General features: G+C 73.7%; 16 protein-coding genes. 7 read left to right on the top strand and 9 right to left on the bottom strand.

What is annotated here, in order from left to right:
- Positions 1–117 precede the first annotated feature (117 nt).
- Positions 118–882, bottom strand: coding sequence for a precorrin-6A synthase (deacetylating) (gene cobF, locus ACWEGE_RS44370; RefSeq protein ID WP_449666531.1), 765 nt, complete (start codon positions 880–882; stop codon positions 118–120).
- A 77-nt stretch (positions 883–959) separates the two neighbouring features.
- Between cobF and ACWEGE_RS44365 the strand changes: the two genes are divergently transcribed.
- The 3 genes from ACWEGE_RS44365 to ACWEGE_RS44355 are packed head-to-tail and all read left to right on the top strand — an operon-like array spanning position 960 to position 3549.
- Positions 960–1166 carry a heavy-metal-associated domain-containing protein gene (locus ACWEGE_RS44365; protein ID WP_325153889.1) on the top strand — a complete coding sequence of 69 codons (207 nt, stop codon included), beginning with the start codon at positions 960–962 and terminating at the stop codon, positions 1164–1166.
- Entirely contained in the window at positions 1163–3211 is a 2049-nt protein-coding gene (locus tag ACWEGE_RS44360; RefSeq protein WP_449666530.1) for a heavy metal translocating P-type ATPase, read from the top strand. The genes ACWEGE_RS44365 and ACWEGE_RS44360 overlap by 4 nt, the downstream gene beginning before the upstream one ends.
- 56 nt (positions 3212–3267) lie before the next feature.
- Positions 3268–3549: a metal-sensitive transcriptional regulator gene (locus ACWEGE_RS44355; protein WP_043785431.1), complete on the top strand. Its 282-nt coding sequence runs from the start codon at positions 3268–3270 to the stop codon at positions 3547–3549.
- Position 3550: 1 nt separating this feature from the next.
- Here ACWEGE_RS44355 and ACWEGE_RS44350 read toward each other — a convergent pair whose 3' ends face one another.
- The 3 genes from ACWEGE_RS44350 to ACWEGE_RS44340 all read right to left on the bottom strand — a co-directional run bounded on the left by ACWEGE_RS44350 (position 3551) and on the right by ACWEGE_RS44340 (position 6423).
- A complete protein-coding gene (locus ACWEGE_RS44350; RefSeq protein WP_449666529.1) occupies positions 3551–4255 on the bottom strand; it encodes a CPBP family intramembrane glutamic endopeptidase in 705 nt (234 codons plus the stop codon).
- The gene (locus ACWEGE_RS44345; RefSeq protein WP_449666528.1) at positions 4252–5583 is read right to left on the bottom strand and encodes a M protein; all 1332 of its coding nucleotides are present in this window, start codon (positions 5581–5583) and stop codon (positions 4252–4254) included. Before ACWEGE_RS44345 ends, ACWEGE_RS44350 begins: the two co-directional genes overlap by 4 nt.
- Before the next feature lie 120 nt (positions 5584–5703).
- Positions 5704–6423 (bottom strand): MgtC/SapB family protein, encoded by a 720-nt coding sequence (locus ACWEGE_RS44340; protein ID WP_449666533.1) that lies wholly within the window; start codon positions 6421–6423, stop codon positions 5704–5706.
- 214 nt (positions 6424–6637) lie between these two features.
- Here ACWEGE_RS44340 and ACWEGE_RS44335 point away from each other — a divergent pair, with 214 nt between their 5' ends.
- On the top strand, positions 6638–7312 hold the full coding sequence (locus ACWEGE_RS44335; protein ID WP_449666527.1) for a maleylpyruvate isomerase family mycothiol-dependent enzyme: 675 nt from the start codon (positions 6638–6640) through the stop codon (positions 7310–7312).
- A 636-nt stretch (positions 7313–7948) separates the two neighbouring features.
- Here the strand turns inward: ACWEGE_RS44335 and ACWEGE_RS44330 are convergent.
- From ACWEGE_RS44330 to ACWEGE_RS44320, 3 genes are all read right to left on the bottom strand, one after another.
- Positions 7949–9286, bottom strand: coding sequence for a copper resistance CopC/CopD family protein (locus tag ACWEGE_RS44330; RefSeq protein WP_449666526.1), 1338 nt, complete (start codon positions 9284–9286; stop codon positions 7949–7951).
- Positions 9283–9852, bottom strand: a complete 570-nt coding sequence (locus ACWEGE_RS44325; RefSeq protein ID WP_449666525.1) for a hypothetical protein — start codon at positions 9850–9852, stop codon at positions 9283–9285. The genes ACWEGE_RS44330 and ACWEGE_RS44325 overlap by 4 nt, the downstream gene beginning before the upstream one ends.
- A 145-nt stretch (positions 9853–9997) precedes the next feature.
- Entirely contained in the window at positions 9998–10693 is a 696-nt protein-coding gene (locus ACWEGE_RS44320; protein ID WP_449666524.1) for a winged helix-turn-helix transcriptional regulator, read from the bottom strand.
- A 296-nt stretch (positions 10694–10989) separates the two neighbouring features.
- Here ACWEGE_RS44320 and ACWEGE_RS44315 point away from each other — a divergent pair, with 296 nt between their 5' ends.
- The 3 genes from ACWEGE_RS44315 (at position 10990) to ACWEGE_RS44305 (ending at position 16069) form a co-directional block, all read left to right on the top strand.
- Complete coding sequence (locus ACWEGE_RS44315; RefSeq protein ID WP_449666523.1) at positions 10990–13299, top strand: TOMM precursor leader peptide-binding protein; 2310 nt, start codon at positions 10990–10992, stop codon at positions 13297–13299.
- A gap of 48 nt (positions 13300–13347) precedes the next feature.
- Complete coding sequence (locus tag ACWEGE_RS44310; protein WP_449666522.1) at positions 13348–14793, top strand: SagB family peptide dehydrogenase; 1446 nt, start codon at positions 13348–13350, stop codon at positions 14791–14793.
- Between the two features lie 88 nt (positions 14794–14881).
- Positions 14882–16069 (top strand): sensor histidine kinase, encoded by a 1188-nt coding sequence (locus ACWEGE_RS44305; protein ID WP_449666521.1) that lies wholly within the window; start codon positions 14882–14884, stop codon positions 16067–16069.
- A gap of 77 nt (positions 16070–16146) precedes the next feature.
- Here ACWEGE_RS44305 and ACWEGE_RS44300 read toward each other — a convergent pair whose 3' ends face one another.
- Positions 16147–16752 (bottom strand): response regulator transcription factor, encoded by a 606-nt coding sequence (locus tag ACWEGE_RS44300; protein WP_449666520.1) that lies wholly within the window; start codon positions 16750–16752, stop codon positions 16147–16149.
- 262 nt (positions 16753–17014) lie between these two features.
- On the bottom strand, positions 17015–17764 hold the full coding sequence (locus tag ACWEGE_RS44295) for a helix-turn-helix domain-containing protein (protein WP_449666519.1): 750 nt from the start codon (positions 17762–17764) through the stop codon (positions 17015–17017).
- Positions 17765–17816 lie beyond the last annotated feature (52 nt).

Raw genomic sequence — 17816 nt, 5'->3', positions numbered from 1 at the left:
GGTTGTGGGAGAGTAGGACACCGCCGAACTTAACCAAGGGAAGGCCCCGGTCGAGAACCTCACGGTTCTCCCGGGGCCTTTTCGCATGCCCGAAAACCCCGCTCCCGGGGCCCTTCCTCAACCCTGCGCCGGCCGGCGCAGCAGGCACGTGTCCATGATCCAGCCGTGCCGTTCCCGCGCCTCCGCCCGCACACGCCTGATCTCCTCGGCCAGCGCCGACGTGAGCGGGCCCGAACGCAGGATCTCGTGCGGCGTGCCGACGTAGGCACCCCAGAAGATGTGCAGCCCCTCGTCGACGTAGCGGTCGAAGGTCGTGTGCGCGTCGAGGAGGACGAACACGTCGTCCACCCCCGATGGCCAGCCGTCGGCCAGCCGGCGGCCCGTGGTGAGCTGGACCGCCCGGCCGATCTGGTTCATCGTCGTCCGGTGGCGGGCCACCAGGGCCGAGATGCTGCTGATCCCCGGGATCACTTCGTACTCGAACGACACGTTCCCCCGCGCCAGCACCGCCTCGATCAGCGCGATCGTGCTGTCGTACAGCGACGGGTCGCCCCACACCAGGAACGCGCCGGTCTCGGACGGCCCCAGCGACGACAGGAGCAGCGACTCGTAGACCTCCGCGCGCGCCGCGTGCCAGTCGGCGACCGCGGCCCGGTAGTCCGCCGGCGTGCGGTCGCGCGGCGGGTCCTCCGCCAGCACCACGCGGTACGGGCGCGTGACGAACCGGTCGAGGATCTCCTGCCGCAGCCGCACCAGGTCGGCCTTCTCGGGCCCCTTCTCGAGCACGAAGAAGACGTCGACGCGGTTGAGGCGGTCGATCGCCTGCACCGTCAGGTGCTCCGGGTCACCGGCGCCGATCCCGATCGCGTAGAGCTTGCGCATGCCGCGAGTCTGACGGCCCCCGGCGCGGAACCCCTACCCCCGATGGGTATAAAGGAAGGTGACGAAAGGAGCGGGAAATGGCCGAAACGACCTACACCGTCGAGGGCATGACCTGCGGGCACTGCGCCACCTCGGTCCGCGAGGAGGTCTCCGAGCTCGACGGCGTCCGCAGCGTGGACGTCGACGTCGAGAGCGGACGCGTGACCGTGACCAGTGACACGCCGCTGACCACCGACGCGGTCGCCGCCGCCGTGACCGAGGCCGGCTACCGCCTGGTCGCATGAGCTCCGCCGGGGTGCCGGCCGACGTCGAGCTCGCCATCGGCGGGATGACGTGTGCGTCCTGCGCCGCCCGCGTCGAGCGCAAGCTCAACAAGGTCGACGGCGTCACCGCGACGGTCAACTACGCCACCGAAAAAGCGCAGGTCAGCTACCCGGCCGGGCTGTCGGTCGACGACCTCAAGGCCGTCGTCGAGGCCGCCGGCTACTCCGCGCGCCTCCCGGAGCCGAAACCACCGGAGGAGACGCCGCGCAATCGTTTGCTCGTCTCCGCCGGGCTGACCGTCCCGCTGATCGCGCTCGCGATGGTCCCGGCCTGGCAGTTCCAGGGCTGGGCGTGGGTCGCGCTCGCACTGGCCGCCCCGGTCGTGACCTGGGGCGCGTGGCCGTTCCACCGCGTCGCCGCGGTCAACCTGCGGCACGCCACCGCCACGATGGACACGCTGATCTCCCTCGGCGTCGTCGCTGCCGTGGGCTGGTCGCTGTACGCCCTCGTCTTCGGCGGGGGCCACCACCACCTGTACTTCGAGGTGGCCGCGGCGATCACCACCTTCATCCTGGCCGGCCGCTACTTCGAGACGCGGGCGAAGCGCCGGGCCGGCGCCGCCCTGCGCGCGCTGATGGACCTCGGTGCGAAGGACGTCACCGTGCTCCGCGACGGCGAGGAGCACCTGGTCCCGGTCGCCGACCTCCGGGAAGCGGACCTCTTCCTCGTCCGGCCCGGGGAGAAGATCGCCACCGACGGCGTGGTCACCGAAGGCGGCTCCGCGGTCGACACGAGCATGCTCACCGGGGAATCCGTCCCGGTCGAGGTCGGGCCGGGGGACGCGGTCACCGGCGCCACCGTCAACGCCGGCGGGCGCCTGGTCGTGCGGGCCACCCGCGTCGGCGACGACACCCGGCTGGCGCAGATGGCGAGGCTCGTCGAAGCCGCCCAGAGCGGCAAGGCGGAAGCCCAGCGGCTCGCCGACCGCGTCTCGGCGGTGTTCGTCCCGCTGGTCGTCCTCGCGGCGCTGGCCACGCTGGTGGTCTGGTCGGCGACCGGCGGGCGCCCGGACCAGGCGTTCACCGCCGCGGTCGCGGTGCTGATCATCGCCTGCCCGTGCGCGCTCGGCCTCGCGACACCGACCGCGCTGCTCGTCGGCACCGGCCGGGGCGCCCAGCTCGGCATCCTCATCAAGGGCCCCGAGGTGCTCGAATCCACCCGCCGCGTCGACACCGTCGTCCTGGACAAGACCGGCACCGTCACCACCGGCCGGATGACCCTGGTCGAGGGTGACGGCGAAGCGCTGCGGCTGGCGGGCGCCGTCGAGGCCGCCTCCGAGCACCCCGTCGGCCGCGCCATCGCGGAGGCGGCGAAGCAGCGGTTCGGCACGCTTCCCGCGGTCACGGACTTCCGCAGCACGCCGGGCGTCGGCGTGACCGGAGTGGTCGAGGGGCACACGGTCAGCGTCGGGCGTGCCGAGGGCGGCGTCGGTGTGGCCTGGGACGGCGAGGTCCGCGGCCGGCTCGTCGTCGCCGACACGATCAAGCCGACGTCGGCGCAAGCCGTCGCCGAGCTGCGCGGACTCGGTTTGAAGCCGGTGCTGCTGACCGGCGACAACGCCGGCGCGGCGCGGGCGATCGCCGCCGAGGCGGGCATCGACGAGGTCGTCGCCGAAGTGCTGCCGGAGGAGAAGGTCGCCGTCGTCAAGCGGCTGCAGGCCGAAGGCCACGTGGTGGCGATGGTCGGCGACGGCGTCAACGACGCGGCGGCGCTCGCCCAGGCCGACCTGGGCCTGGCGATGGGCACCGGCGCCGACGCGGCGATCGAGGCGAGCGACCTGACGCTGGTGCGCGGTGACCTGCGCGCGGCGGCCGACGCGATCCGGCTGGCCCGCCGCACGCTGGCCACGATCAAGGGCAACCTGTTCTGGGCGTTCGCCTACAACGTGGCGGCGCTCCCGCTGGCCGCGCTCGGCTTCCTCGACCCGATGATCGCGGGGGCGGCGATGGCCTGCTCGTCGGCGTTCGTGGTCAGCAACAGCCTCCGGCTGCGGCGCTTCCGCTGACACCCCGGGAGGGTATAGTCGGGGTGAGGAGAGCCGACGACGGGGACAGGTGGGCGATGACGGGTTACGGCAGCGAGCGGGACGCCTATCTGAAGCGCCTGCGCCGGATCGAGGGGCAGATCCGCGGGTTGCAGCGGATGGTCGAGCAGGACAAGTACTGCATCGACATCCTGACCCAGGTCTCGGCGGCGACGAAGGCACTGCAGTCGTTTTCGCTGGAGCTGCTGGACGAGCACCTGGCGACGTGCGTGGTCCAGGCCGCGGCGGCCGGCGGCGAAGAGGCCGACCTGAAGGTGCGGGAAGCGTCGGACGCGATCGCGCGGTTGGTGCGCTCGTAGGTCAGCGGACCAGGACGGCGAGCGTGAGGCCGCCCGCGTTGGTCGTGAAGTGCACGATCGCCGACGCCAGGACGCCTCGGCCCACGTGCCGCCACCAGTGCAGGAAGATCCCCGCCGCGGCTGCCGCGGCCATGGCCAGTACCTGCAGGACCACCGCCGGCGTGGCGCCGAACACCGTGTGGACCGCGGCGTTGCGGCCGATCGCCAGCGCCGGGAGCGCGTGCCACAGGCCGAACAGGGCGGCCGACGCCAGGATCGGTCCCCAGCGCCACCGCTCGTCTTCGGCGCCGAACAGGGCGGGGAGCACACCGCGGAAGGCCACCTCCTCGATCAGGACGGTGCCGAACAGGATGCGGCCGCAGGTCAGCCACAGCAGCTGACCGAAGTCCGGGTCGCCGACGCGGCCGTCGTGGTACACCGTGCGCAGCGCGGGCACCGCGAGCGCGATGCCGAACACCGCCGCCACCAGCGCCGCGCCGGCCAGCCCGGCCAGCGCGGGGCGGCGCACCCCGCGCAGGCCGAGGTCGAGCCAGGAACAGCCGGCCGCGCGAGCCAGCGCCACCAGCACGGCTGCCGCCAGCAGGCCGCACAGCGGGTACGCCCAGCCGGGCAGCACCCGGTTGGCCAATGTCGTCGACGCGGCCAGCGTCACCACTGCCGCCGCCACGGCCGGCCCGCGCCGGACGGCGGAGGCGGCGTGCGTCAACCGACCGCCAGGTCGCCCGCCGGGGACCGCCGCTGGACCGGCACGCGCTTCGACATCGGCAAGGTCGCTTCGGGGTCGAACGGGGCCGGACGTTCGTCGAGCGCCACCGCCGCGTCGGCCAGCAGGGCGCGGCAGCCCACCAGGCTCGCTTGGAGCTTGTCGCGGACTTCGTGCAGGGCCGTGACCTCGCGCTGGGCCGCCTCGACGAGGGTTTCGCCGTGGCTGGCGGCTTCGGTGACCAGCTGGGCGGCCTTGTCGCGGGCGGCGGCGAGTTCGCTTTCGCCGGTGGCGACGAGGGTCTTGGCCTGGCTGGTGGCCTCCGCGATCACCTGGGCGGCCTTGTCGCGGGCGGCGGCGAGTTCGGCTTCGCCGGTGGCGACGAGGGTTTTGCCCTGGTCGGTGGCTTCCGCGACTACCTGGGCGGCCTTGTCGCGGGCGGCGGCGAGTTCGCTTTCGCCGGTGGCGACGAGGGTTTTGCCCTGGTCGGTGGCTTCCGCGACTACCTGGGCGGCCTTGTCGCGGGCGGCGGCGAGTTCGGCTTCGCCGGTGGCGACGAGGGTCTTGGCCTGGCTGGTGGCCTCCGCGACCACTGCGGCGGCCTTCTCCCGGGCCGCGGCGAGTTCCGCTTCGCCCTTCGTGATCAGCGTCTTGCCCTGCTTGGCCGCCTCCGCGACCACCTGCGCGGCCCTCTCCCGCGCGGCGGCCAGCTCACGCTCGCCGGTCGTCACCAGCTGGGCCGCCTTCGCGCGGGCCGCCGCTTCCTGCTCGGCCAGCTCGCGCATGGCGTCCGCTCGGCGGACCGTCATGGCCCGTGTGTGGTCCTCTTCCCGCTCGGCCCGGCGGTGGGCCGCCGCCTCGTCGAGCTCGCGGCGGCGCTGCTCGGCCGCGCGCACGAACTCCTCGTGCTCGGCCCGCCGCCGCTCGGCCTCGGCCTCGGCTTCGGCGACCAGGCGGCGTTCCCGCTCCGTCAGCCGGACGGCCTCCGCCTCGGCCTCGCGGCGGATGCGCTCCGCCGTTTCCGTTGCCCGTGCGGTGATTTCCGCCGCTTCCTCGCGGGTCAGCTCGATCATCCGGCGGGAGCGCTCCTGCAGCGCGTCCGCCGGGATCGGGGTCATGCTGATCCGGTCGATCTTCACGCGGAGCTCGCGGTTCTCCTCGGCGAGCGCCGCCCCGCGCTGCCACGCCGCGTCGCGCTCGGCGGTGAGTCTGCTCAGCTCGGCCTCGGCCCACGCGACGTATTCGGCGACCTGCGCGCGGTGAAAACCGCGCCACGCCAGGTCGAATCCGGGCTGCGTCTGCGCCACGTCCTCGCCACCGCCGGGGGCCATGCCTCACCTCCGAATTGGATGGTTTCTCCCCGGCCGCGCGTTTTCGTTGCGGTGCCGGGGAATCTCACGTGCACCCCAGTGTGCCGCAAACCCGCCGCCGCGCGCTGCCCGGGCGGGCGATCATTCGTCGAACGGTTCCCCGCGGCCGGTGGACGTGCTCCGCACGCCGGGCAGTTCGGCCAGTTCCCCGGCGAGGTCGTAGAGATCACCGCGCCCCTCCAAGCGCAGCGTCACGACCGCGATCCGTTGCCCCTCTTCGGAAAGCGGTTCGTGGTCGACGTCGACGTGGTGCACCGACCAGCCGCGCCCGGTGCAGACGGCGAGCGCCGCGCGCAGGACGCCGTGCCCGTCGAGGTAGCTCAGCCGGACCACCGGTGGCTCCCGCCGGTGCCGCGCGACGAACCGCTGCAGCGGTGGCAGCCCGCGCGTCACGACGAAGTGCCCGATCGTCGTGCCCACCGCGAGCACCGGCAGCCCCGCGCCGCACGCGGTGCCGACGGCGGCGGTGAGCCAGATCGTCGCCGCCGTGGTCAGCCCGCGCACCGCGTCGCGGCGGACGAAGATGAGGCCGCCGCCGACGAAGCCGATGCCGGACACGATCTGCGCCGCGATCCGGGACGGGTCGAGCGAGACGTGGTCGAGGCCGAGCAGGTCGGCGAAGCCGTACTTCGAGACGAGCATGAACACGGCCGAGCCGACGCCGACCAGGGCGTGCGTGCGCAGGCCGGCGGCCTTCATGCCGGCTTCGCGCTCGAGGCCGATGGCGACGCTGAGGACGAGCGCGAGCAGCACGGGCGGCAGCAGGTCCCACTGCGACGGCGTGGACCACAGGGTGGGCAAGGTCACGACCTCCAAGGCGTGCGCGGAGCGGCAACGGGGAAGAACCGGCGAAGGCTCTCACCAGGGGATACTGAATTCAATCAGCTACCGATCCGACCGGCAGCCACGGCGGAAGGGACGCCGGTGCGCCGGGCGGCTCACCGGCCGCGTCGGCCTGCTTCCGGCCGGATCGGTACGGCCCAGAGGCCCGATCGTGCCAGGTGAGGTGGAACGCGTGACAGCGACTCGGCCGGTCCCGGCGCCGGACTTCGTGGGCTACCCGGAGGTGCGGCGCGGCATCCGGGCGCTGCTCGAGGGACGGCCCGGCACCCACCGGCGGCCGGTTCCGGCGTGCCCGGGCTGGACCGTCACCGACCTGCTCGGCCACCTCACCGCGATCGGCGAGCGCGTGCTCGAGCGCCACGGCGGCACCCCACCGCCCCCGGCGGGCGCCTTGGCGGTGCCGGAGCTGCTCGACCGCTGGGACGACGTCGGCGAGGACCTCGACCGGCGGCTCGCGGCCGCGGGCGGGCGCAGCGGCGAGGTCATGGTGATGGACGCCTACACCCACGAACTCGACCTGCGCGCGGCACTGGGGGTGCCGCCGCCGGTGGAGCACGCGGCCTGGGCGCCGAGCTTCGAAGTGCTGGTCCGGGGCTTCTTCGGCTCGGTCGCCGGCCGCGGGCTCCCGCCGCTGCGCCTGCGCACGACGGGCGGATCGACTTGGACGGCGGGCGGGGAAAGCCCGGCGGCCTCGGTGACGGCCCCGGCCCACGACCTCTACCGCGCGCTGGCCGGCCGCCGCTCGCTCGGGCAGCTGGCGGCGCTGGACTGGAGCGAGGCGCCGGGGCCCTGGCTGCCGGCGTTCAGCTGGGGACCGTTCGCGCCGCCGGTGGAGCCGGGGGTGTGACGCCGGGGCGGCCGGCGGTGGGCAAGGCGTGGTTGGGGGCGGTCGGGCGGGCCGCCGGGACCGGTGTTTGCAGCGGCTGCGAGGCGAGGCGGGGCTGGGCCGGTGGGCGCAGCGGTATCGACTGTGAGGCAGGAGCGGGCGTGGTGGCGCACGGCAGCACTGCGGCCGGTGGCGTGGGCTGGTGATCGCAGCAGCATCGGCTGCGGGGCAGCAGTCGGCGTGGTGGTGTTCGGGCGGAGCTGTTCGCGTTGCCGCTGCGACCGGTGGGCGCAGCGGTATCGACTGTGAGGCGGGAGCGGGCGTGGTGGCGCACGGCAGCACTGCGGCCGGTGGCGTGGGCTGGTGATCGCGGCAGCATCGGCTGCGGGGCAGCAGTCGGCGTGGTGGTGTTCGGGCGGAGCTGTTCGCGTTGCCGCTGCGACCGGTGGGCGCAGCGGCAACGGCTGAGCGACAGCAGTGGGCGTGATGGCGCTCGGCGGCTGCGGCCGGTGGCGTGGGCCGGTGGTCGCAGCGGCTGAGGGCAGGGGTGCTGGTGTTCGGGCGGCGCTGTTCGTTCCCGCCGCTGGGGGCGTGCGGCGCGGCTGCGGGCCGGAGCAGCCGTGCCGCGGCGACCGGTGCCCGCGGGGCGCCGCGGCCTCAGCCGCCCGGGGGTGTTGCCGTCAGGATCGCCGCCAGCACCAGGACCACCGCCGCCAGTGCGACCTCGGTTGTCACCGCCAGGCGGAGGCGGCGCAGGTTCGTCGTCATGACCGTTCCCGGCTCCTGACCGCCCACCCCGCGTAGGACCGCGCGGCGAGCCACGTTCGCCACCGTCAGCAGGATCGCGAAGCCGGCGATCTTGCCCAGCACCAGCAGGCCGTACGCCGTCGTCCACAGCGATGACACCGACGGCATGATCCGCAGGGCCAGTACCCCGCCGCTGATCGCGATCAACGTCACGCACGTCATCGCCAGCCGGGAAAACCTGGTCACCGCCGGGCCGAGGTCCTCGTCCGGTGGTGGCCGGTGCAGGCAGCGGGCCAGCTGGACCAGACCGCCCGCCCACACCGCGATCGCGCCCCAGTGCACCAGGTCGGCGCCCACCGAGAAGAACATGACCAGGTCCGTCACCGGGTGCCCGGTGGCCGAAAAGCTGAGCAGCACGGCGAACCCGGTGATCATCGCCGCGTTCTCCAGCCGGCCGCGCTGCCGATCGGGCGTCGACGGCGCCAGCAGCCGCGGCACCAGCAGCGCCAGTACGACGGCCGCGACCAGCCGGACCAGCAGCAGCTTGCCGAACGACAGCCGGAAGGTGTCGGCCAGCAGGCCGGTGTCGAGGAGCGCGTCCAGGCCGCGGCCGGCCGCGTAGGGCCCCTGCAGCAGGAACGTGCCGACCGCGGTGGCCGCCGTCAGCCAGGCGCCCTGGCGCAGCAGCCGCGTCGCGCGCGGGTCCGTGCGCCCGGCCGGGCGGCAGGTCAGCAGGAACACCAGGCCGCCGAGCAGGACGACCCCGGCGAACGACAGCCAGCGGAAGACCGTGGCCACCACGTCGACGGCGGGATCCGTGCCGGTCGCGGCGGCGACCGCGCCCGCCGACGTGATCAGCGGGCCGGTGCCGACGACGAAGGCGAACGTGCCGCGCACCGGGTGGGAATCGGCGGAGACGAAGGCGTATTCGACGAGGTAGCTGCCGTCCGGCAGGTCCGGCCGCAGCCGGACCGCCACCTCTTCGGCGACGGCGCCCGGCTGGAACACCGGGCCGGTGTCGACGGCGGTGCCCTGGGTGTCCACGACCTTCAGCGAGCCGGGCTGGATACCGACGTTCTCCGAAAGCGTGACCGACACCTGGGCCGGCGCGGTGGTCAGCCGCGCGCCGTCGCGCGGCGTGACACCGGTGATCTCGACGTGCGCCGACGCCGGAGCGGCGGTGAGCACCAGCCAGCCGGCCAGGAAGGCCAGCAGGGCCAGTGCCCGCCGCGCGGTCCGGCCGCTCACGAAGCGGCGAGCGCCGGACGCTGGCCGCAGGTGCAGCCGGTCAGCTCGTGCTCCGCGGCCGACGCACGCCGGTGCAGCACGACCGCCACGATCATCGGGATGGTGACGATCGTGTTGTAGAACAGGTGCAGCTCGACGCGCGGGATCAGCAGCTGGACGATGCTGGTCGGCACCTTCGCGCCGGCCAGGCGCCAGCCGGTCTGCGCCTGGACGAACAGCAGCAGGTGCTCGATGTGGTGCCAGAACTGCAGGGCCAGCGCCAGGTTCCACCACTGCCGGGAGCGGCCCGCGAAGCCGTGCCGCAGCGTCCACAGCGCGACGAGCATGACGAGCGCGTAGCCGTAGTGCAGCCATTCGGAGCTGATCAGCGCGGGGAACGGGATGCCGAGCACGCCGCGGGCGTCGGAGGTCTTCCAGCCGAGCCCGTAGATCTGGAACGCCTGCGCGAGGTGTTCGGCCCAGTGCCCGATCACGATGATCATGAACACCGCGAGCGCGCGGTGGTGGTTGCGGCTGTTGAGCCCGCCGAGGAAACCGGACGGACGGGCGATTTCGGACGTCGACATGCAGACACCCCAGATTTCGCGAAGACGACGGTGTTCGTCGACGATAGCTGTTTCGAACGCTGTTCCGTTACTCCGGATTGCTGATCCTGCAACGGATTTCGTCGTGCATCCGGGCGAGACGGGCGGTCCCGCCCGGACGACGGCGTCAGTGGATGGCGAGCCCGGTCGGGCGCTCCGGCGCGGCCGGGATGTGGAACAGGCGGGTGAACAGCTCCAGGTGTGCCGGGTCGCCCTGCACGCGGACCTTGCCGCTGGCGATGGCTTCCTGGGCGGACAGGTTGCCGTTGAGCAGGTCGAGGATCGCCGGGCCCTGCGGCTCGAGGATCAGGTCCGCGTCGGGCAGCGCGCCGGCGGAGGCCTTCAGCGCGCCGTCCTCGACCATGGCGTGCACGATCATCTCGCCGCCGAGGTGGTGCAGCTCGAAGTTGATGTGCACGCCGGCGGCCGCTTCCTCCTGGAAGGTCGTGTACAGCGAGATGATCGCGGTGTCCAGGGTGAAGACCTCGTCCGCCCGCGGGTAGGTCAGCGAGCGGGCGCCCCACAGGCCGAGGTCGAGCACGATGTGGTCGAGTTCGCAGCCGTATTCGGTGAGCTCGTAGACCACGCCGGCGTCCAGCTGCGACAGGACCCGTCGGCGGATGACGCCCGCCTCTTCGAGCTCGTTGAGGCGGGAGGTCAGGATGCTCACCGGGATGCGCGGCAGCGTGCGCTGGAGGTCGTTGAACCGCTTCGGTCCGAGCATGAGGTCCCGGATGACCAGCAGTGACCACCGTTCACCGACGATCTCGAGCGCCCGGGCCAGGCCGCAGAACTGTCCGTAGGTGCGAGCAGAGGTAGGCATACTCGGGTCCTCACTTGTCTCGGGGTGCCAGACCGGGCGCCGCCCCGATTCGCGTGGGCCGCGAGTCCGGTATACGGTGCCCCCGACGCGCCATGCCGCCACGGGCGTCGCTGTCTACGGTGACGGTTTCCCGCCGCGCGCGGCCAGTGAGCCGTGCACCACCGCCGTGTGCGTTTTCCCCGTCGGACCATGCGTTTTGCACGACTTCGCCGTGCTTGCAGCACTGGCAGAGTAGACGCCGCGTGGAGCAGGATTCTGGTTCCTCGTCCAGGCTCCCACGACCGGCAGGAGAGCTCATGCGCACGAATGCGGTGGATGCGTGGGTTCCCGACGGCGGTCCGGCCCCGGCGCCGACGCGAACCCCGGCGTTCCGGCGGCACCTGCGGGCCGAGGTCCGGGAGGGCAAGGGCGCCTACCTGTTCTCCGAACAGGGCGTGATCGCGATGCGCGGCGCCAAGATCGAGTCGCTGGCGGCGCTGCTGGACGGCACCCACGACCTCGACCGGCTGCTGCGCGGCCGGCCCGGTGGAATGGCGCCGGAGGAGGTCGCCGCGCTGCTGACGCAGCTGGTCGAGGCCGGTCTGGTGACGATGCGCAGCGGTCCGGCCGAGACCCGGCCCGGCGACGACCGGGCCCTGGCCTACTGGGACGCCTGCGGGGTCGACGCCGACCTCGTGGCCGCGCGGCAGGGCACCGTGCGGCTGACGGCGGTGGGCGAGAGCGCGGACGGCGTCGACCCGGGCGCGGTCGAACGCGCGCTGGTCGCCGCGGACCTCGAAGTGGTGCGCACGGACACCGGCACCGCCGACCTGTCGGTCGTGCTGTGCGCCGACTACCTCGACCCGCGGCTGGCCCGGATCGACGCCGAACACCGGCGGGCCGGGCGGCCGTGGCTGCTCGCGCGCCCGTTCGGGGCGCAGGTGTGGATCGGCCCGGTCCTGCGGCCCGACGGCGCGTGCTGGCACTGCCTGACCCACCGGCTGTGGGGACACCGGCACGCCGAGGCGTGCGTCCAGGAGGAGCTGGGCCACGCCGGCCCGGCCCGCCGCCCGGTCTCGGCGCTGCCGCCGCTGACCTCGGCCGCGGCGCACCTCATCGCGCTGGAGGCGGCCAAGTGGGTGGCCGGGTACCGCCACCACGGCCAGCAGTGCGTGTGGACGCTCGACACGCTCGACCTGCAGGGCAGGCTGCACGAGCTGCGCCGCCGCCCGCAGTGCCCGTGCTGCGGCGACCCGTGGCGGGTGGCGTGGCGCTCGACGCGCCCGGTCGTGCTGCAGCCGGCCAAGAAGGCGACCACCGGGGGCGGCGGGCACCGCACGGCGACGCCCGCCCAGATGCTCGACCGGTTCCGGCACCTGGTCAGCCCGGTCACCGGGATCATCAAGGAGATCACGCCCGACCCGGCCGCGCCGTGGTTCGCCAACGCCTACCGGTCCGGGCCCAACATCGCGCGCGGCGTCACCGGGCTGGCCGCGCTGCGGGCCGGGCTGCGCTGCGAGAACGGCGGCAAGGGCGTCAGCCCGATCGACGCCGAGGTCGGCGCGCTCTGCGAGGCCGCGGAACGGTTCTCCGGCAACTTCCAGGGCGACGAGCTGCGCATCCGCGGCACCTACGAGGAGCTGGCCGGCGAAGCCGTCCACCCCAACGAGTGCATGCTCTTCGCGGACCGGCAGTACGCCGGCCGCGCGGCCTGGAACGCCGCGCACGGCGCCTTCCAGCGGGTCGGTGAGCCGTTCGACCCCGCCGCCGTGACCGACTGGACGCCGGTGTGGTCGCTCTCCGGGCGGCGCCGCCTGCTGCCGACGTCGCAGCTGTACTACGGGACGCCGAGCGCGAGCTCGGCGCGCGGCGTGCGCGCCGACTCGAACGGCTCCGCGGCGGGCAGCAGCCTGGAGGACGCGATCCTGCAGGGCGCGCTCGAGCTCGTCGAGCGCGACGCGGTGGCGCTGTGGTGGTACAACCGCACGCCGATGGCCGGGGTCGACCTCGCCTCCTTCGCCGACCCGTGGCTGGAGGAGATGTCCGGGAACTACGCGGCGATCGGCCGCGAGCTGTGGGTGCTGGACCTGACCTCGGACCTGGGGATCCCGGTCGCGGCCGCGTTGTCGCGGCGCACCGACGGCCCGCGCGAGGAGATCATGCTCGGCTTCGGGGCGCACCTCGACCCGCGGATCGCGGTGCGCCGGGCGGTGACCGAGCTGAACCAGATGCTGCCGATCGTGCAGGCGGGCAGCGACGACCTCGACGACCCGGACGCCCGGCGCTGGCTCGCCTACGCCACCGTCGCGAACCAGCCGTACCTGCGGCCCGCGGCGGGGCAGCGGATGCGGACCGCCGCGGACTTCGGGTTCGTCAACCGGCCCGACGTCCGCGACGACGTCGAGGCGCTGAACCGGGTGTTCGAGGGGGCCGGCCTGGAGCTGCTGGTCCTCGACCAGACCCGGCCGGACGTCGGGATCCCGGTGGTCAAGGTGCTCGCGCCGGGGATCCGCCCGTTCTGGGCCCGGTTCGCGCCGGGACGGCTCTTCGACGTCCCGGTCCGCCTGGGCCGGCTCGCCGCGCCGACGCCGTACGAGCAGCTCAACCCGTTCCCGATGTTCTTGTGACCGCCCCTCGCGGGGCCTTGTGTTCGCTGCTCGCTTGAGGAGAAGGCTTTGCCTGCAAACCGCCCGGAGGGGATCACCGAGACCGTCCGGCTCTGGTCCTTCACCGAAGACACCCTGCTGGAGGCGGGAGAAGACGACACGCTCGTCGCGATCACCTGGTGGGGCGAGTTCGAGCTGGCGGACATCCCGGTGCCGGTCCGCGAATCGCTGAGCCGGATGGTGCTCGGCCCGGTGTCGATGGGCAACCTCGCCGCGTCGGCGAGCGGCGGCGCCGAAGCGTGGGCCGGCACGCTGCGCAAGGTCCTCAACCGGCTGTCCGGCTCGGTGGTGCACTCGCTCGCGTTGAACGACGGCCGCGGGCCGGTGCTGTCGGCGATCCCGGTGACCCAGTCGCCGGTCTTCCCGGCCGACCGGGTGCCGGCGGGCAGGCTGGTGAAGCTGTCGCGGTTCTCGGCGATGCGTCCGGACGACGGCGGGCTGCTGCTCGAGTCGCCCCGGGCCCGGTACCGGGTCGCGCTGCTGCGCCCGCCCGCGGTGACCGTGGCGTCCTCGCTGGCCGGTCCGGTCACCGTCACGCAGGTCGCCGAGGCCACCGGGCTGGCCGAACCGGTCGTCGCCGACGTCGTGGCGTTCCTGGTGGCGGCGGGCGTGGTGCTGGTGGCCGACGACTGGGCCGCGTTCGCCGAGGACACCGACGACGAGCTTTCCGTCTGGTCGCCCGACGACCTGCTCTTCCACGCCCGCAGCCGGACGTGGCAGAAGGGCGGGCCGCCGGACCCGCAGGCGCCCCGTGCGGGCGCCGAGCCGCCGGTGGTCAAGCAGGTCGCGGCCGGCCCGACCTTCCCGCTGCCCCGGCCGGACCCGGTGGCGCTCGGTGCCACCGACCCGACGCTGACCAGGCTGCTCGAAGAGGACCACACGTGCCCGGAGGTCACCGAGCGCCCGCTGTCGGCCGAGCAGATCGGGGAGTTCCTCTACCGCGCCGCGCGGGTGCGGTCGATCGGGCCCGCGTACCTGCCCGGCGGGCCCGGCCACGAGGCGTCCCAGCGGCCGTACTTCAGCATCGCCTGCCTGTACGAACTGGAGATCTACGTCGGGATCAACCGCTGCGCCGGGCTGGCGCGGGGCATCTACCACTACGACCCGATGTGGCACACGCTGACGCTGATCAACGACGACCTCGGCGTCCTGGACGGCATGCTCGACCTGGCGATGGTCGGCGCCGGCAGCCACCGCAGGCCCTCGGTGCTGCTGACGATGACCGCGCGGATGTCGCGGATCGCCTGGGTGCTCGGCAGCGCCGCCTACGCGACGACGCTGGTGCACGTCGGCGCGCTCCAGCAGGTGCTCTACCTGACGGCGAAGGCGATGGGGCTGGCGGCGCACGCCGTGCCGGTCGACGCCGGCGACCGCGTCGACCGGTCGCTGAAGCTGGAGTGGCCGGCCGAGGTCAGCGTCGGCGAGTGCGTCCTGGACTTCCCGCCCTCGCGGTGACCGCGGCGTCGCCGAGGAACCGGCACCGCCCGTTAAGTCCGTCCTGTTACCTTGGTTGACCGGGGTTCGGGGGGATGCAGGAGGGGCCGTGGTTCAGCCGGTGCGGATTCGCGGTGCGGGGTTCCGGGAACGCGCTCCCGCGTTCGGGGACGAGCGGCCTGGCCACCGCACGCTCGTGTTCGGCGCGCAGGCGCTGGCCGCCGTCGCGGTGGCGTCCCTGACGTTCCTGCCCGTGCTGGCCGGCCAGGAGTCCTGGTTCGGGCGGCTGGCCGCGCTGGCCTGTGCCGCGGCGCTCGCGGGCGGGCACGTCGCCTGGTTCGCCCGCGGCCGCGTCCGGCGCCCGGCCCTGCCCCTGGCCGTGCAGGCGGCGCTGGGCTGCCTGCCGTTGCTGCAGTTCGGCGCGGTGTGGAGCACGGCGACCAGCTTCTTCGCGGGCGGGTTGCTGCTGGCCTTCCGGCCGGCCTGGGCGGTGCCGTTCGCGCTGCTGGTGTGCCTCGCGGCCGGGCTCGCCGCCGGTTGGTCCGGCGCCTCGGTGGACGTGGGCGCGGCGAGTGCGGTGACGACCGGGGTGGCCGCGTTGACGCTGTTCGGGCTCGGCACGGCGGCGCGGCTGGTGGCCGAGCGCGAGGAGGAGGCGCGCGAGCTGAAGCGCCAGGCCATCGCCGAGGAGCGGAAGCAGTTCTCCCGCGACCTCCACGACCTCCTGGGGTTGAGCCTTTCGGCGATCACCCTCAAGGGTGAACTTGTCGATCGGCTGGTGCTTGGCAGGCCCACGCAGGCGAAGGAGGAGCTGGCGGAGCTGCTGGTGATGTCGCGGCGCGCGCTGGCCGACGTCCGCACGATCGCCGCGGGCTACCGCGACCTGTCGCTCGACGACGAGTGCCGCGCGGCGGCGGCGGTGCTGAGCGCGGCCGGGATCCGCGTGACGGTCGCCCGGTCCGGCATCGGCGGCCTGCCGCCGAGGGTGGCGACCGCGCTGGCCACGGTGCTGCGCGAAGGGGTGACGAACGTGGTGCGCCACAGCACCGCGAGCTGGTGCGCGTTCTCGGTGAGCACCGAAGACGGGACGGCCTGGCTGGAGATCGTCAACGACGGTGCCGGCGGCTTGGCCGACGGCGGCGCGGACTCCGGCGCGGGACTGCGCAACGTCCGCGACCGGGTCGAGGACCTGGCCGGCACGCTGACCACCGAAGCGGGCGCGGACGGGACGCACCGGCTGGTGGTGGCCATCCCGGTGCGGTCGTCCGGCCAGCGCTGGCGGGGGCGGGCGAGCTGAGGCCGGCCCGGACCCGCCTCAGCGCACCCCCGGCGTCCGCGCCCGGGGAGGGTAAGCGCTTTCCTTCCGGGTGCGGCTCAGAGCCACTCGGCTTCGGTGGCGATGCGGATCGCGTGCACCCGGTTGCGGGCGTTGAGCTTCGTCACCACCGCGGCCAGGTAGTTGCGGACCGTGCCCGCCGACAGGAACAGCTCGGCGGCGATGTCGGCGACCGTGCGCCCCTTGGCGGCCAGCGACAGGATCTCGATCTCGCGCGGGGTGAGGGGGCAGTCGTCGGTCTCCCAGGCCGCCAGCGCCAGGTCGCTGTCGATGACCCGGCGGCCGATCGCGACCGAGCGGACCGCGTTCGCCAGCTTGTCCGACGGCGAGTCCTTGAGCAGGAAGCCGTTGACCTTGGCGTCCAGGGCCCGGCGCACCGTGCCCGGCCGGCCGAGGCTGGTCAGGATGAGCGTGTGGCAGTCCGGCAGGCTTTCGTGGATCTCGATCGCCGCGGACAGGCCGTCCTTGCCCGGCAGGTCGATGTCGATGACCGCCACGTCGGGCTGGGCCGCCTTCGCGGCGGGCAGGATCTGGTCGCCCGAGGACACCTCGGCCACCACCTCGATGTCGGACTCGAGGTTGAGCAGGGCGACCAGGGCACCGCGGACCATGTGCATGTCCTCGGCCAGCAACACCTTGATCACGACGGTACCTCGCACCCCAGTCCGACGACTCCGAACCGCAATTGTACGTCATTGCCGTCCGATGCCGGTGTTTCGTGAAGCGGACCCGATGACGCCACCGTGGAATGCCCGTGAATTCGCGGCGCCGCCCGGCCGGTGCCCGCAATCCGGCCGCCGATGCCCGCACGCTGGGCCGAATGGCTGCTGTCGAACTCACGCGGGTGAGCCCGCCGCCCGCGGATTAACGGACGGCGGATTCTCCGGCCGCGAATTGCCCGCCCGCTCAGCTCGCCATCGGCCGGGTGAGCGCCGCCTGCCGCAGGTCCGGCAGGGCCAGCAGGACGGGCGGGTCGAAGCCGTGCCGCGGCCGGAGCTGGACGTCGGCCAGGCTCGCGGTGACGCCGTGCTGGATCGTCACCGGCCCGGAGAGGCCGGCGAACGGCCGCAGCGGGGTGCCGTCCGGCGCCGTGGTGCCGTAGGCGTGCGTCAGCACGTACCATGAGCCCAGCGGGACGTCTGCCAGCGCGTAGGGGCCCGGTGCGGGCAGGATCACGTGCCGGGCCGGCGTGCCCTCGGCGATCTTGGCCGGGAAGAGCCCGACGAACACCGGCCCGACCTCGGCCGGTCCGGCCACGCGCAGCTGCCCGCGCACCGTGGCGCCCGAGCCCGGCGGGACCTGCGCCTCGGCGATCCGCGGCGCCGCGCCGCGCAGCTGGCGGAAGCCGGACGGCGAGACGCCGACGCTGCCGCTGAACCGCGCGCTGAACGTGCCGACGCTGTTGTACCCGACCTGGTGGCTGATGTCGGCCACCGAGATCACGGTGGTGGCGAGCAGGCGCTTGGCCTCCGCCAGCCGCAGGGCCGAGAGGAACCGGCCCGGCGACAGCCCGGTGACCCGCAGGAACACCCGGGTGAAGTGGAACTTGCTGAACATGGCCGCGCGGGCGAGGTCGTCGATCGTGAGCCGTTCGCCCAGGTTGTCTCGCATGGTCACGATGGCGCGTGCCACGGCTTGCCGGACGATCTCATCCATGGTGGGCCGTCCCTCCGGTCCGAGGAGTGCCGCCGCCAAGCGCCTTCCGGGG

Source organism: Amycolatopsis sp. NPDC004747 (assembly GCF_053601335.1).
This window is presented reverse-complemented; position numbering and strand designations above follow the sequence as displayed.

Bases quoted from the DNA above. Each gene is read 5' to 3' on its own strand.
- cobF (WP_449666531.1), bottom strand. From the start codon at position 882: ATGCGCAAGCTCTACGCGATCGGGATCGGCGCCGGTGACCCGGAGCAC.
- ACWEGE_RS44365 (WP_325153889.1), top strand. From the start codon at position 960: ATGGCCGAAACGACCTACACCGTCGAGGGCATGACCTGCGGGCACTGC.
- ACWEGE_RS44360 (WP_449666530.1), top strand. From the start codon at position 1,163: ATGAGCTCCGCCGGGGTGCCGGCCGACGTCGAGCTCGCCATCGGCGGG.
- ACWEGE_RS44355 (WP_043785431.1), top strand. From the start codon at position 3,268: ATGACGGGTTACGGCAGCGAGCGGGACGCCTATCTGAAGCGCCTGCGC.
- ACWEGE_RS44345 (WP_449666528.1), bottom strand. From the start codon at position 5,583: ATGGCCCCCGGCGGTGGCGAGGACGTGGCGCAGACGCAGCCCGGATTC.
- ACWEGE_RS44325 (WP_449666525.1), bottom strand. From the start codon at position 9,852: ATGTCGACGTCCGAAATCGCCCGTCCGTCCGGTTTCCTCGGCGGGCTC.
- ACWEGE_RS44320 (WP_449666524.1), bottom strand. From the start codon at position 10,693: ATGCCTACCTCTGCTCGCACCTACGGACAGTTCTGCGGCCTGGCCCGG.
- ACWEGE_RS44315 (WP_449666523.1), top strand. From the start codon at position 10,990: ATGCGCACGAATGCGGTGGATGCGTGGGTTCCCGACGGCGGTCCGGCC.
- ACWEGE_RS44295 (WP_449666519.1), bottom strand. From the start codon at position 17,764: ATGGATGAGATCGTCCGGCAAGCCGTGGCACGCGCCATCGTGACCATG.